12 protein-coding genes and 1 riboswitch are annotated in these 13,228 nt (G+C 35.4%); of the genes, 9 read left to right on the forward strand and 3 right to left on the reverse strand.

Going from position 1 to position 13,228, the window contains the following annotated elements; all coding sequences use genetic code 11:
* Nucleotides 1-33: 33 nt before the first annotated feature.
* Complete coding sequence (locus ACQKP0_RS12270) at nucleotides 34-528, reverse strand: N-acetyltransferase family protein (RefSeq protein WP_427406140.1); 495 nt, start codon at nucleotides 526-528, stop codon at nucleotides 34-36.
* A 204-nt stretch (nucleotides 529-732) separates the two neighbouring features.
* On the opposite strand from ACQKP0_RS12270, the gene ACQKP0_RS12275 reads away from it, so the two are divergent.
* The 3 genes from ACQKP0_RS12275 to ACQKP0_RS12285 all read left to right on the forward strand — a co-directional run bounded on the left by ACQKP0_RS12275 (nucleotide 733) and on the right by ACQKP0_RS12285 (nucleotide 5,366).
* Entirely contained in the window at nucleotides 733-2,100 is a 1,368-nt protein-coding gene (locus tag ACQKP0_RS12275) for a TrkH family potassium uptake protein (RefSeq protein ID WP_427406141.1), read from the forward strand.
* Between the two features lie 351 nt (nucleotides 2,101-2,451).
* Nucleotides 2,452-4,329 (forward strand): molecular chaperone HtpG, encoded by a 1,878-nt coding sequence (htpG, locus tag ACQKP0_RS12280; protein WP_427406142.1) that lies wholly within the window; start codon nucleotides 2,452-2,454, stop codon nucleotides 4,327-4,329.
* 230 nt (nucleotides 4,330-4,559) lie between these two features.
* On the forward strand, nucleotides 4,560-5,366 hold the full coding sequence (locus ACQKP0_RS12285) for a hypothetical protein (RefSeq protein ID WP_427406143.1): 807 nt from the start codon (nucleotides 4,560-4,562) through the stop codon (nucleotides 5,364-5,366).
* 337 nt (nucleotides 5,367-5,703) lie between these two features.
* On the opposite strand, the gene ACQKP0_RS12290 is transcribed toward ACQKP0_RS12285, so the two are convergent.
* Together ACQKP0_RS12290 and ACQKP0_RS12295 are read right to left on the reverse strand one after the other, a co-directional pair.
* Nucleotides 5,704-6,156: a hypothetical protein gene (locus ACQKP0_RS12290; RefSeq protein ID WP_427406144.1), complete on the reverse strand. Its 453-nt coding sequence runs from the start codon at nucleotides 6,154-6,156 to the stop codon at nucleotides 5,704-5,706.
* Nucleotides 6,157-6,292: 136 nt separating this feature from the next.
* Nucleotides 6,293-7,006 carry a TerC family protein gene (locus ACQKP0_RS12295; protein ID WP_427406145.1) on the reverse strand — a complete coding sequence of 238 codons (714 nt, stop codon included), beginning with the start codon at nucleotides 7,004-7,006 and terminating at the stop codon, nucleotides 6,293-6,295.
* A 217-nt stretch (nucleotides 7,007-7,223) separates the two neighbouring features.
* Between ACQKP0_RS12295 and ACQKP0_RS12300 the strand changes: the two genes are divergently transcribed.
* The 6 genes from ACQKP0_RS12300 to ACQKP0_RS12325 all read left to right on the forward strand — a co-directional run bounded on the left by ACQKP0_RS12300 (nucleotide 7,224) and on the right by ACQKP0_RS12325 (nucleotide 13,208).
* A complete protein-coding gene (locus ACQKP0_RS12300; RefSeq protein ID WP_427406146.1) occupies nucleotides 7,224-7,448 on the forward strand; it encodes a hypothetical protein in 225 nt (74 codons plus the stop codon).
* Between the two features lie 110 nt (nucleotides 7,449-7,558).
* Nucleotides 7,559-8,146 carry a GNAT family N-acetyltransferase gene (locus ACQKP0_RS12305; protein ID WP_427406147.1) on the forward strand — a complete coding sequence of 196 codons (588 nt, stop codon included), beginning with the start codon at nucleotides 7,559-7,561 and terminating at the stop codon, nucleotides 8,144-8,146.
* A gap of 100 nt (nucleotides 8,147-8,246) precedes the next feature.
* Complete coding sequence (locus ACQKP0_RS12310) at nucleotides 8,247-8,687, forward strand: CoxG family protein (RefSeq protein WP_427406148.1); 441 nt, start codon at nucleotides 8,247-8,249, stop codon at nucleotides 8,685-8,687.
* A gap of 420 nt (nucleotides 8,688-9,107) precedes the next feature.
* Nucleotides 9,108-9,209: riboswitch (purine riboswitch) on the forward strand.
* A 241-nt stretch (nucleotides 9,210-9,450) separates the two neighbouring features.
* Nucleotides 9,451-10,386 carry a nucleoside hydrolase gene (locus ACQKP0_RS12315; RefSeq protein WP_427406149.1) on the forward strand — a complete coding sequence of 312 codons (936 nt, stop codon included), beginning with the start codon at nucleotides 9,451-9,453 and terminating at the stop codon, nucleotides 10,384-10,386.
* Nucleotides 10,387-10,434: 48 nt separating this feature from the next.
* Nucleotides 10,435-11,691, forward strand: coding sequence for a nucleoside permease (locus ACQKP0_RS12320; RefSeq protein WP_427406150.1), 1,257 nt, complete (start codon nucleotides 10,435-10,437; stop codon nucleotides 11,689-11,691).
* 530 nt (nucleotides 11,692-12,221) lie between these two features.
* Complete coding sequence (locus ACQKP0_RS12325; RefSeq protein WP_427406151.1) at nucleotides 12,222-13,208, forward strand: formylglycine-generating enzyme family protein; 987 nt, start codon at nucleotides 12,222-12,224, stop codon at nucleotides 13,206-13,208.
* The last annotated feature ends 20 nt before the right edge of the window (nucleotides 13,209-13,228 follow it).

Consider the following 13,228-nt stretch of genomic DNA (forward strand, 5'->3'; position numbering starts at 1 on the left):
AGAAAATGGCTCCGGTGAAATACCGGAGCATTTTTAAATTAGCTTATAAAGATAATATTCATTTACAGGCTTGCCATCAATGATAAGAGAATGAACCTTTTCTCCTTCAAGGACAAATCCCATTTTTCGATACAAGTTAAATGCTTTATCGTTATCTTTGATAACAGTCAGCTCAAGTCTTGTAAAGCCCATTTCCTTTGCCCAAGCAAACATTTTATCGAACAAACGGGAGGCAACACCTTGCCCTCGATACTTCTCGGAAACTCCTAATACGAGATAAGCTGAGTGCCTGTTCCTTTTTACAGACCCGCCAACTGCAATCATATACCCGATTAGTTGATCATTCTCTTCGGCTACTAAAATAGTAGAGTTCTCATCCTCTAAAAAACGGCTAATTTTTTGTTCTTCTTTTTCAATATCAATGATTCGTTCACCTGGCTCATAAAGCATAAATCCGGACTCATCGATTTCTTTACATAAATGCGCAAAGCTTCTAGCATCGGAAATTGTTATTGGTCTAACGATCATTTTGAAACCTCCATATAAATTTACCGTATATATTCTAGTAATAATGTATTTTTTCCTTCTAGATGAGACTTTTTTGGGGAAAATAACGACAATTCTTCCCGTAGAAAAAAAGTCCATGACCCATATTTTAAAAATAGTACTTTCAAATACATCTGATATTATTTATCATAGGGAATATGAAAAAAATTGAAGGGGTATGAATCCATGAGGAGTAAATTCCGAGTGTGGCTGGAAAAGAGGTCGCCAGCACAGGTTATTACAGGTTATTATTTACTGGCGGTAACAATATCAATTCTATTATTTTGTATCCCGGCAGTTCATAAACCAGGTGTTAAAGTGTCTTTCATTGATACAGTTTTTACAGCTGTCAGTGTAGTAAGTGACACAGGTCTATCAGTATTTAGTATTTCGGAAAAATATAGTGTATTTGGCTATTTCGTTATTATGATTGTATTGCAATTCGGGGGTATTGGCATTATGGCCATGAGTACCTTTTTCTGGATGCTTTTGGGCAGAAAAATCGGCTTCCGAGAGCGTCGTCTAATAATGGTTGACAATAATCAGTTTGCCCTATCAGGGCTCGTTAATTTAGTGAGAGAAATTATAAAGATTATTATCCTGATTGAGCTTTTTGGAGCCCTTATTTTCGGGTTTCACTTCTTAAAATATTTCCCTAGCTGGAAAGAGGCCTTTCTTCAAGGGCTATTTGCATCAGTCAGTTCAACTACAAATGCAGGGCTAGATATTACAGGTCAGTCATTAGTACCTTTTGCCAATGATTATTTTGTCCAATTTGTATCTGTTATTTTAATCATTCTTGGAGCAATAGGATTCCCTGTATTAATTGAAGTAAAGACCTATTTATCTAGAAAAAAGATGGATCTTGCTCATCCATTCCGTTTTTCCTTATTTACAAAATTAACGACTTTTACCTATTTCATTCTTCTTGTAGTTGGGACTATCTTCGTTTTGCTATTTGAATACAACCATTACTTTAAGAATTTTTCTTGGCATGAAAGCTTTTTCTATGCGTTATTTCAAACAGCATCAACAAGAAGTGCCGGTCTTACGACAATGGATATAACGCAATTTTCTATGCCGACACTGTTATTGATGAGTATTTTCATGTTTATTGGGGGATCCCCGAACTCTGTCGGCGGGGGAATCCGGACAACAACATTTGCTTTAAATATGTTATTTATTTTTCACTTTGCAAGAGGTAACCGTGATATCAAAGTCTTTAATCGAGAACTTCATCCAGATGATATTATGAAATCGCTGGCGATTACAATGTTAGCTATTGTCATGTGCTGTGTATCGGTGGTCGCTTTAAGCATTTCTGATAGTCAGCATCAGCTAATCGAAATCTTTTTTGAAGTTTGTTCTGCGTTCGGTACGGTAGGCATGTCGATGGGAATTACTCCTGAACTAAGCGTGTTCGGGAAATGTGTTCTCATGGTATTAATGTTCATTGGACGAATTGGTTTAACTTCTTTCTTATTTATTATCGGAGGAAGTAATAAGAAGAGAACTAATTATCATTATCCGAAAGAAAGAGTTATTACAGGTTAATTTAAATCCGGGATCATAAAGGTCCCGGATTTTTTGTTGAAAGGTAAGAAAGTATAAAATTTACTAAGGATACTAGACATGAAAATTGTTTGCTGTGTCTAGCTCCAGCGCCTATCGGCTAGCGGATTTCTTCGTCTTCTCCTACGATAAGTCAACATCGACTCCTTACTACCTCGCCGTGTTTCCTTTATCTCAGTCGAAGACTACAAAATCCGTACGCTAGACCTGCGGCGCTTCCGCTTTTCTTATTGACACAGAGCTGTTTTTTATGATATTAAAATTAATGATTAGCACTCTTGGTGTTAGAGTGCTAAAATAGTGATAGATATGAATTTGAAAGGAGATATTCTTATGGCAAAGAAAGAATTTAAAGCAGAATCCAAAAGATTATTAGACATGATGATTCACTCGATTTATTCTCAAAAAGAGATCTTTTTAAGAGAGTTGATTTCCAATTCGAGTGATGCAATTGACAAAATCTATTATAAAGCACTGACAGATGATTCATTAAGTTTTGATAAAGACAGTTATTACATAAAAGTGGAAGCTGATAAAGAGAATCGTACATTGAAAATCTCTGATACTGGGATCGGGATGACGAAGGAAGACCTTGAGAATCATCTCGGAACAATTGCGAAGAGTGGTTCTTTAGCATTTAAGAGCGAAAATGAAATAAAAGATGGCCATGATATCATCGGTCAATTCGGTGTAGGTTTCTATTCCGCTTTTATGGTAGCAGATGTGTTAACAGTTATTAGTAAAGCTCTAGGCAGTGATGAAGCGTATAAATGGGAATCTCAAGGTGCAGACGGCTATAGTATTGAGCCATGTGAGAAAAATGCCGTTGGAACGGAAATTATTTTAAAGCTGAAAGAAAATACCGAAGATGAAAAATATGATGAGTATCTTGATGAATATCGATTAAAAGCGATCGTCAAAAAATACTCCGATTTCATCCGCTATCCAATCAAAATGGAAGTAACGGAAAGACGCCTTAAAGAAGGCAGTGAAGATGAATACGAGGATTACAAAGAGGAACAAGTAATTAATAGCATGGTTCCGATTTGGAGAAAAAATAAAAGCGAACTTACTCCGGAAGATTACGAGAATTTTTATCAAGAAAAACGTTACGGTTTCGACAAACCGATCAAACATATCCATATTAAAGTTGATGGAACTGTAAGATATAATGCGATTTTATTTATTCCTGAGAACATTCCTTTTGACTATTATTCAAAGGAATTTGAAAAAGGATTAGAGCTTTATTCTAATGGTGTCTTAATCATGGAAAAATGCGCGGACTTGCTTCCTGATTATTTTAGCTTTGTCAAAGGTATGGTTGATTCAGAAGACCTTAGCTTAAACATTTCACGCGAAATTTTACAACAAGACAAGCAGTTAAAATTCATCGCGAAAAATATTAAGAGCAAAATCAAAAGAGAGCTGGAAAGCTTCTTAAAAGATAACCGCGAGAAGTATGAGGATTTCTATCAATCATTTGGCAGACAGTTAAAATTTGGCGTTTACAATGATTTTGGCCAAGATAAAGAAGTACTTCAGGATTTATTAATGTTCTATTCATCAAAAGAAAAGAAATTAGTCACTTTAGATGAATATGTATCAAGAATGCCTGAAGATCAAAAATATATTTATTATGCAACTGGTGAAACGAACGAAAGAATCGAGAAGCTGCCACAAACAGAATTAGTTGCAGATAAAGGATATGAAATTCTATACTTCACTGATGATGTGGATGAATTCGCCATCAAAATGCTAATGAACTATAAAGAAAAAGAATTCAAATCAGTATCAAGCGGTGATTTAGGGATTGAGGAAGACAACGAGACGAAAACAGAATCCGAAGAAAAAGAAAACAAAGATCTATTAGATTATATGAAAGAAGTTTTATCGGACAAAGTAAAAGGCGTCAAAGCTTCTAAACGCTTAAAATCCCATCCAGTATGCTTAACAGCAGAAGGCGAAGTATCCATTGAAATGGAAAAAGTCCTCAATGCGATGCCAAACAACCAGAATGTAAAAGCAGATAAAATTTTAGAAATCAATGTAAACCACGAAGTATTCCAATCATTAAAAACGGCATTTGATCAAGACAAAGAAAAAGTAAAATTATTTACTAATCTATTGTACAATCAAGCACTATTGATTGAAGGTCTGCCAATCAGTGATCCTGTTGAGTTTACAAATGATATTTGTAAAGTAATGGTGTAATTTTTGAGATGACGTGTGCATGAGCACACGTCATTTTTAGTTGTGCGAGACTAAATTCTTTTAGCAATGCATGTTTCTATTTCGGAAAAATGGATTCTCATTCGTGTAAGAGATTCGGCTTTTTGTATCATTTTTATTAGTTATTTCTGTCCGGAAAGAGCACAAAAAGACAGGTAAGTCATGCTTTTTATCACTATTCTAATAGCATTATAGTGAAAGGAGAAGGAAAATTGAGACTTAAAAATATATCATTAATTTTTCCTGAAGATAAGATTTGGGTGAAACATTTTTTAGAATTGTTTGAGGATATTTCCATTCAAAAAGGTAATACGACTTATTTTCATACAATGCCTTCTAATGCATTGCCAGAGATTTCAGTAGTAACAGAATCCGTAGAATCCCCTACTTTATTTCTTGATACAACGATTGACAAAAATATAACGATAGGGAATTTTTCTATTGGAACAAACAAAGAAAAACTAACAAGTAGGTCTATTAGTAACAATGGGGAACTTCATAATAGTAATAAAATAACTATTGAGGTGCTTCGCATCAAGTTAAAAGGGAATTTAACAGGTGTTGATCACTTTGGCTTAAATATTCCAGAACATCTTCTATCCTTAGAAGAATGGTATTCGTTAAAACAATATCTTGCTAAAGTGACTAATCTCTATAATTATCCCGATGAAGAATGGCCATTTATTATTCCATCAACAGATCAAGAATTTAACGATGATATTACTGACTTTTCCTCACTTAGAGCACCGAAGTTTGAATGGGTATATGATTCATATACAAAAGTACCATATTTACAATTTGCTTTATATACTAATTTAACAAGAAATCAGTGCGAGAGCATGTTTCCAGAACCAATTGCCTTCTCCATTCCGGGATTAGAAGAAATATTTCGTTCTATATTTATTAGGAGCCCTTGGTCCGATTTAGGTATCCGCTTCGATTTATATTATATAGATCAGAAGAGCTCAGATTGGGATACTGGCGAATGGTTAGTTAAAGAAGGAAAAAGACATAAATAGTTATAGACTTTAAAAAATACAATGAATATCAAATGAGCTAACCAATGATTAAAGCCCCGTTCTTCATCGGGGCTTATTTTAAATTTATTATTCTATATTCTTCTTGATATGTGTAGGTCACCAAAAAAGTCCCTAAGATGCTTACGAACGGAGATGAGAGGGGTATTTCTGTATTTAAAGATGCTCCATCATGTATAACAAAAAGCAGGATTGATATAGATAAACCGCGAAGAAGAAGGACTCGTACGGTCATCAAAATCCTCGAATGATTCCCGTGCTGGGTCCAAAATGGCAAGAGCGGTCATTAAAAGTTCCGAATGAAGCCCTTCTAAGTTTATTATTGGTTTCTGCTTTTCTTAAATAAATAGATAATACCGAATAACAAAATGAATCCAATAAAATAAAGTAATAAACTCCAATAATGTTTGTTATCACCATATTCATCATCAATATAATCATACTTACCGTCATATTTTGCCATTATAAATCTTTCCTCACTTTTCTTCACTGCAATTGCTTCTTTTGTTTGCATTCCCTTGATTTCATAGTATTCAGTGCCTTTTGGAAACATATTTGAAAAATTTCCTTTATAACTACCTTCTTGGTCCGAATACTTAGTTACCTTACCTATTTTCTTACCGATTTGATTGGGTTCAATCTGAGTTTCTGAAATAACATAAATGTCACCATTATAAACGACAAAAGCGTAAGCCCATTTTGCATAAGCTGTACTTATAAGAAAAGTACACCCGATTAGAAAAACAAAAAACAAACTTATTAGTTTTCGCAATTCCATCCCCCCTCCTATAAAATTATACCGATTCAATACTAATAACGTTACATAAAAAAAGCGTTCCAAAACGGTTATCAGTTTGAACGCCAATTTATTAGTCATTTTATTATTTTTTGGTATCTGTAGTAGCCTGCTATTTCCATATCGTTATCCGATGTTCCTTAATATACGCAAATAACCCGATCATAATAATCAATATCACAACCCCGTTAGCGATGATGTTTACAATATTCACTCTTGGAAACAAATGATCGATAAAATGGATCCAGTCTGCCAGCCATGGATCTTTACTGATCCCGATAATGGCATTTTGAGCAATAAAACCTCCTGCTATAAAATTGATCCAAAAAAAAGTTTTTGCAAGTCTTATGATTAATGTAAAAAACAGAAGCGAAATCAAAAGACTGCAAAAAATCCCTGTTGCCACCGGCACCACGTGCTGTGAAATCCTCGAAATGACGATGACCCCATCTAAACAAAGCAAAAAGTCCGTAGCTGCAAGAAGTAACAAGACTTTTACCTTTAAAAAAGGAGAACGAGACGGTCTAAAAAAGTCATCCTCCCACGTTGATCTAGTGACAACTTTATAAGCTATAAAAAGTAAAATAATACCTGTCAGCAGTTGAAATAAAGGGATGTTTGAAAGTCCATCAATCAAAATTATATAAGTAGTTCTCGTAAGCGTAAGAACTATAGCTGCCGGAAGAGTTATCTTTAAGTGGGAATGTTTACGCAAAATAATTCCTAAGATAAGCATATTATCTATGTCACATACTAGGTTTATGAAAAAAACTTTAAAAATTTCGTGCATAGAAACTCCTCTTTTTTTATTTCTTACCCTATACATATTGATATGAATGAAAGAATATGTCCCAAAAATAACTTCCTTTTTTTACAGCATTTTCTTTTTAGTTTGATAGAATATTTGTATCAAGAGACGAAAGGGGAGGGTCAACGTGAAAAAAGTTCAAGAGGTGTATCAAAAATTTTAGGAAGATATGGGGTTTGATTAATTTAATGTTGGTGAATACGAAGCCAATAAAATGTTTCTTCTTTATATTCACATGCTATTAACCACTGAAGTAGCTGAAGAATTTAGGAAGATATTTAAAGTAACGGAAATGGAAATTAAAAATGGAGTAGATGAATTACAAGCCTTAGAAATCGGAAAAAAAGCAGTAAGGGAAGACCTAGGAAAAGAATTAGCGGATTGCCTTGCTTATCTTTGTAAGTTAGCAAACTATTTTAATTACGATTTAGAAGAGAACAGGGGAAATTACCTATTTTGACGCCTGAACGTTGATGCAACGCGGTTTGTGGGATTTAATCAAACGTTTGATTAAGAAATTCTTTCGATTTTATAACCACCCTAAAAAATTTATAAATAAAGGAGATCATAATGGAAATTAGACAATACAATCCAAATGATGAAAAAGGATGGGTACACTGTAGAGTCCTCTCCTTTTTGGATACCGCCTATTATGACAATGTTTTGCGAGAAAAAGAAACCTATGAAAACCCCGCAATTGAATTAGTAGCAGTTGAGGAAGGACATATCGTTGGGTTATTGGATATTGAATATGAAGTGAAGGAAGGTACAGTCTGTTCAAGAGGTACAGGACTTGGCGGGATGATATGGCATATTGCAGTACACCCTGACTTTCAAAGAAAAGGGATTGGCAATCAACTATTATATGAAGCAGAAAAAATATCAAAACAAAAAGGATTAAATCGCCTTGAAGCATGGACAAGGGATGATGCTTGGGTAAATAAATGGTATGAAAAAAATGAGTTTCAAAAGGTGGAATCTTATCTACATGTTTATTTAGTCGGTGGCCAGGAATTAGACGGGGCTATAAAAAGCCAAATACCAAAACTATACCCTGTTCAAGCATTTGCCCATTATGTAGGGGATCAAAAAGATATAATAACGGAAAAGTATAAACGGGTTCATGAATGTATGTGCTATGAAAAAAAGCTAGTGTAAAAGAAGGGGTATAAGGTGTAAGTTTATGTCTTTTATGTAATAATTATATTTTGTAGAAAAATAAATTTACAAATCATACGTAGTGAAAGTGGGAATCATAATGGCAACGGGAACACATACAGTAGAAATTCCAGTAGATGTACAAGCAGTTTGGGATTATGTTAGTGATCTTGAAAAATGGGCAACGATAGTACCAGCATATAAAGAACATAAAATTATAAATGACAGGCAATCTATTTGGACATTTGAAGGTAGTGTGAAAGGTATTAAAAAAACAATACAAGCGCAGGTAGATATTACCGAATGGAATGAACCTTCAAATATTAAGTTTGAACTAAAAGGTTTATCAGATAATTTTACAGGAAGCGGTCACTTTACTGTAGAAGATTTAAATGGCAAAACAACAATGACTTGTAGGGTGGATGTCCATGCAGGAGGATTAACGGGTGCGGTGTTAACACCAATTATTAAATTCGCTGTTCCCAAAGTAGCAACTCGTTTAACAGAATCTATCGCACGTAAAATTGCAGTATTTTCATAGTTTTCAAAGATTGAAAATCGCTACATAAACAAAGATGTTAACAATTTTCCATTATAGGGCGCTATCCTGGTACAAGGATAACGCTCGTTTTTCATTATAGGGACAGATTGTTAAGGAGCCAGAAGGAATAAGAATACTCATAAAAGATTGTTTGTTAAGCATTTAATGAGGCAATGGGATGCAATAAATGTCCACCTTGGTTCGAATCATGGGTTAGATCAAAGTCTTCGCGACGGACCAGATCCTGACAATTTCGATTTTAAATTGTGCTGAATATAGTCAGTCTCCACATTGCAAAAGTTTGAATGTAGTAAAGAGAGAATAACATTGTAAACGCTTTAAATCACGAATAATCTATAGAAATTATTGTAAAATGTTCGGGTTTAGTTGACGGAACCCTAAATTATTGTTATTATTAATGCGAATTAAATAGAATTACGTCGTATAAAGTTGGGGATATGGCCCAAAAGTTTCTACCAAGCCGCCGTAAAGGGCTTGACTACGAGGTTAGTGTTAAATGGAAGAAGGGATCAATTCTTCCTTAGTATTTACACATGCCCTAGTCAACGCTCCGGTAGCTATCGGAGCGTTTTTTATATTTTAAGATGTTTATAAGCTACCATGCGAAGCGGCACGTCAGGCAAATTTTGATGGCTCTAAGTGTGGAACAAAGTGTGAAGTTATTCGAGTGTTCAAATATTAAAAAGTTAGGTGAATCCCTAAGCAATTTATTAAAATTCACCATGAAGGGATCGAGAAAATAATGAAAAAGAAAATTTACTTTAATCATGATGGCGGAGTTGATGATCTTGTTTCGCTATTTTTGTTACAACAAATGGAAGATGTTGAACTAACCGGTGTATCCGTTATTCCAGCTGATTGCTATCTGGAACCAGCTATGTTTGCAAGCAGAAAAATCATTGATCGGTTTGGACACGGCAGCTTAGATGTAGCTGAGTCCAATTCCCGCGGAAAAAATCCTTTTCCAAAAGATTGGCGTTTGCACGCTTTCTTTGTGGATGCCCTGCCGATTTTAAATGAATCTGGAAAGATTGACACACCAGTAGCAGAAAAGCCGGCACATCTTCATATGATTGATGCGATTCACAAGTCAACTGAAAAAACTACATTATTATTCACGGGTCCACTTACAGATCTTGCCCGCGCATTAGATGAAGATCCATCTATTGAAGAGAAAATTGAACGACTTGTTTGGATGGGCGGTACCTTTCGTGAAACAGGAAATGTGGAAGAGCCGGAACATGATGGCACAGCGGAATGGAATGTGTTTTGGGATCCGGAAGCAGCCGGTCGTGTCTGGAACAGCAGCATAGAAATTGATTTAGTGGCGCTTGAAAGTACGAATCAAGTACCTCTTACTGTAGATATACGTAATCGTTGGGCAGCTGAACGCAAGTACCTTGGTGTTGATTTTATTGGTCAATGTTATGCGATGTGCCCGCCGCTTGTCCACTTTACAACAAATTCAACATACTTTTTATGGGATGTTTTAACGACAGCGTATGTTGGGAATCGTGATCTCGTAAAAATGAAGAGAGTGAACAGTATTGTTCATACAGATGGACCGAGCCAAGGACGTACAGAGGAAACAGCTGATGGACGACCTGTCAATGTGGTCTATGATGTCAATCGCAATGCATTCTTCGATTACATTACAGAATTAGCTAAAAAAGCCTAATGATTAGAAAAGAGCAACTTAGAGACTAACTTTCAGCAGGAGGAAAAAATGACAATCAAATCACGGCTTAAAATTATGACTTTTCTCCAGTTTTTCATTTGGGGATGTTGGCTTATTACACTTGGGTCGTATATGTTAAATACATTACATTTTTCTGGCTCACAAGTTGGAGCCGTTTATGGCTCATCTGGGCTTGCTTCTCTTATTATGCCAAGTATTGTAGGGATTATTGCTGACCGCTTTATAAAAGCAAATAGATTATATGGAATTTGTCATTTTCTAGGGGCGACTTGCTTAGTTATAGCCGCACAAACTTCAAATCCAAACCTCATGTTTTGGGTGATGTTTGTTAACGCTATGGTTTACATGCCGACGATTTCATTATCTTATACCATTTCCTATTCTGGTTTAGAAAAGGAAGGACTCGATACTACGAAAGACTTCCCATCTGTTCGTGTTTACGGAACCATTAGTTTTATACTTGCCATGTGGGCCATTAGTCTTGGCGGATTTGAGTTAAGCAATATCCAGCTATACATTGCAGCAGGAGCTGCCATTTTACTTGCGTTATTTTCTTTTGTACTGCCTGATTGTCCAACATCAAAAGTTAAGAAGGACAAGTCATTCGTCAGCCTTTTAGGACTGGATGCTTTTGTTCTGTTTAAACAAAAGAAAATGGCCATCTTCTTTGTTTTTGCTATGCTGATTGGTGCTGCACTGCAAATTAACCTTGCATTTGCTGACCCATTCCTGCATGATTTTGCCTTAAATCCTGACTATAAAGAAAGCCTTGCTGTTAAATATCCAGCTATTTTATTATCCATTGGACAATTTGCAGAAGTATTCTTTATTCTTGCCATACCGTTTTTCTTACGTAAATTTGGGATTAAAACGGTCATGCTATTGAGTATGGCGGCCTGGACATTGCGGTTTGGTTTATTCGCTTATGGAGACCCATCCGGCGGAGGGTTCATCTTATTACTATTATCCATGATTGTGTATGGTATAGCGTTTGACTTCTTTAATATCTCCGGATCGATTTTTGTAGAGAATGAAGTGGATCGTCGAATTCGTGGGAGTGCACAAGGCTTATTCATGACAATGGTGAACGGAATCGGTGCCTATTTAGGCGCTGTGATAAGTGGGAAAATAGTGGATTATTTAACGGTTGACGGTGTAAAAGACTGGCAGCATATCTGGTTAGTTTTTGCAGCCTATACCATCGTTCTCGGAATCGTTTTTGCGGTATGTTTCAAATACAAAAATGACCATGATCCAATGAAACATGTAAATAAAGCTACTTGATCTTTATGATTTGGGGTCAAGTAATATATAAACTATAAAAAAAGCAGACATTTTTCTCTTTTTGGGGGAAATGCTGCTTTTTTTGGTTTTTGTAGCGGGGAAAGAAGATCTGTGTAAACACTGATGAATCGTTGCTAAATTTGTCACAAGGAAATGGATTTTTTTGTTCAAAGGTAAGAAAGTATAAAAATTTACTAAAGATATTAGGCATAAAAAGTGTCTGCTGTGTCTAGCTACAGCGCCTATCGGCTTTTAATATTGGAAATTTCCTTCAAGTTGTAAATCCGCATTTTCTGCCAATTACCATAAGCTTATTCTATTGCATTTTTAGTATCCTTTTAAGAGTTCAGCTAACCCATATTTATATAATATCTCTTTGTACTATTCACTATCTTCAGAAGAATATGTTAACATAGTGTAAACTGGAAAATAAGTATGTACTTATACATTAAATCCATCTATGAAGATGCTTTATGATTAATAAAATGTTGAAAGTTAATTGAAACAATATTAGCAAAGGGGGATAAAATTTGTCTTCTACAAATAAAAAATCTTGTTGTTCTATAAGCCGTTCTGTATTGACACATGAAACTGTTAATCTAAGTAACTCAACAAAGTTGATTACTAGTGAGCAAGATTATGAGGAAGATATGGTACGAATTGAAGGCGGAGAATTTCTAATGGGTACCGAAGATAAAGAAGGTTTCCCTGCTGATGGTGAGGGACCGATTAGGAAAGTAATAGTCAAAACATTTTTAATAGACCGATTTGCCGTGACAAATCAATTATTTTCTGAATTTGTTTCAGCGACTAATTATAAAACAGATGCAGAAAAATATGGATGGTCTTTTGTATTTTATCAATTATTGTCAAAGGAAACGGCAAAAAAAGTAAATCAAGTTCCAGTGGGAACCCCCTGGTGGAGAGTGGTTGAGGGGGCTTATTGGCTACATCCTGAAGGACCTGATTCCTTTATTGATGACAGAATGAATCATCCTGCTGTACATATTTCATGGAATGATGCGATGGCCTTTTGTAAGTGGGCAGGGAAAAGACTCCCAACAGAAACTGAGTGGGAATATGCAGCGAGAGGAGGACTTATTCAAAAAAAATACCCTTGGGGGAATGATCTTAATCCCGAAGGAAAACATTATTGCAATATATGGCAAGGTAAATTTCCTATAGAAAATTCACTTGCAGATGAATATTTAGCTACAGCACCTGTAGATGCTTTTTATCCAAATGGATACGGTCTTTATAATATGTCAGGAAACGTTTGGGAATGGTGTTCAGACTGGTTTAGTCCAACGTTTCATATTAATGCACCCACTGACAATCCTCAAGGACCTCCAAATGGAGAGACTAAATCAATGAGAGGTGGATCGTATCTTTGCCATGTATCATATTGCAACCGATATAGATTAGCAGCGAGAACCTCAAATACTCCAGACAGTTCATCAGGCAATTTAGGGTTCCGTTGTGTTAAAGATATTATTGACTGCAAAGAAAGCGAATAAACAAAAAAGGGTTAGAAGAA

The sequence above is a fragment of the Heyndrickxia sp. NPDC080065 genome (assembly GCF_050281185.1).
Classification (GTDB): Bacteria; Bacillota; Bacilli; order Bacillales; family Bacillaceae_C; genus Heyndrickxia.

Bases quoted from the DNA above. Each gene is read 5' to 3' on its own strand.
- ACQKP0_RS12270 (WP_427406140.1), bottom strand. From the start codon at position 528: ATGATCGTTAGACCAATAACAATTTCCGATGCTAGAAGCTTTGCGCAT.
- ACQKP0_RS12275 (WP_427406141.1), top strand. From the start codon at position 733: ATGAGGAGTAAATTCCGAGTGTGGCTGGAAAAGAGGTCGCCAGCACAG.
- htpG (WP_427406142.1), top strand. From the start codon at position 2,452: ATGGCAAAGAAAGAATTTAAAGCAGAATCCAAAAGATTATTAGACATG.
- ACQKP0_RS12295 (WP_427406145.1), bottom strand. From the start codon at position 7,006: ATGTATAGGGTAAGAAATAAAAAAAGAGGAGTTTCTATGCACGAAATT.
- ACQKP0_RS12300 (WP_427406146.1), top strand. From the start codon at position 7,224: ATGCTATTAACCACTGAAGTAGCTGAAGAATTTAGGAAGATATTTAAA.
- ACQKP0_RS12305 (WP_427406147.1), top strand. From the start codon at position 7,559: ATGGAAATTAGACAATACAATCCAAATGATGAAAAAGGATGGGTACAC.
- ACQKP0_RS12310 (WP_427406148.1), top strand. From the start codon at position 8,247: ATGGCAACGGGAACACATACAGTAGAAATTCCAGTAGATGTACAAGCA.
- ACQKP0_RS12315 (WP_427406149.1), top strand. From the start codon at position 9,451: ATGAAAAAGAAAATTTACTTTAATCATGATGGCGGAGTTGATGATCTT.
- ACQKP0_RS12320 (WP_427406150.1), top strand. From the start codon at position 10,435: ATGACAATCAAATCACGGCTTAAAATTATGACTTTTCTCCAGTTTTTC.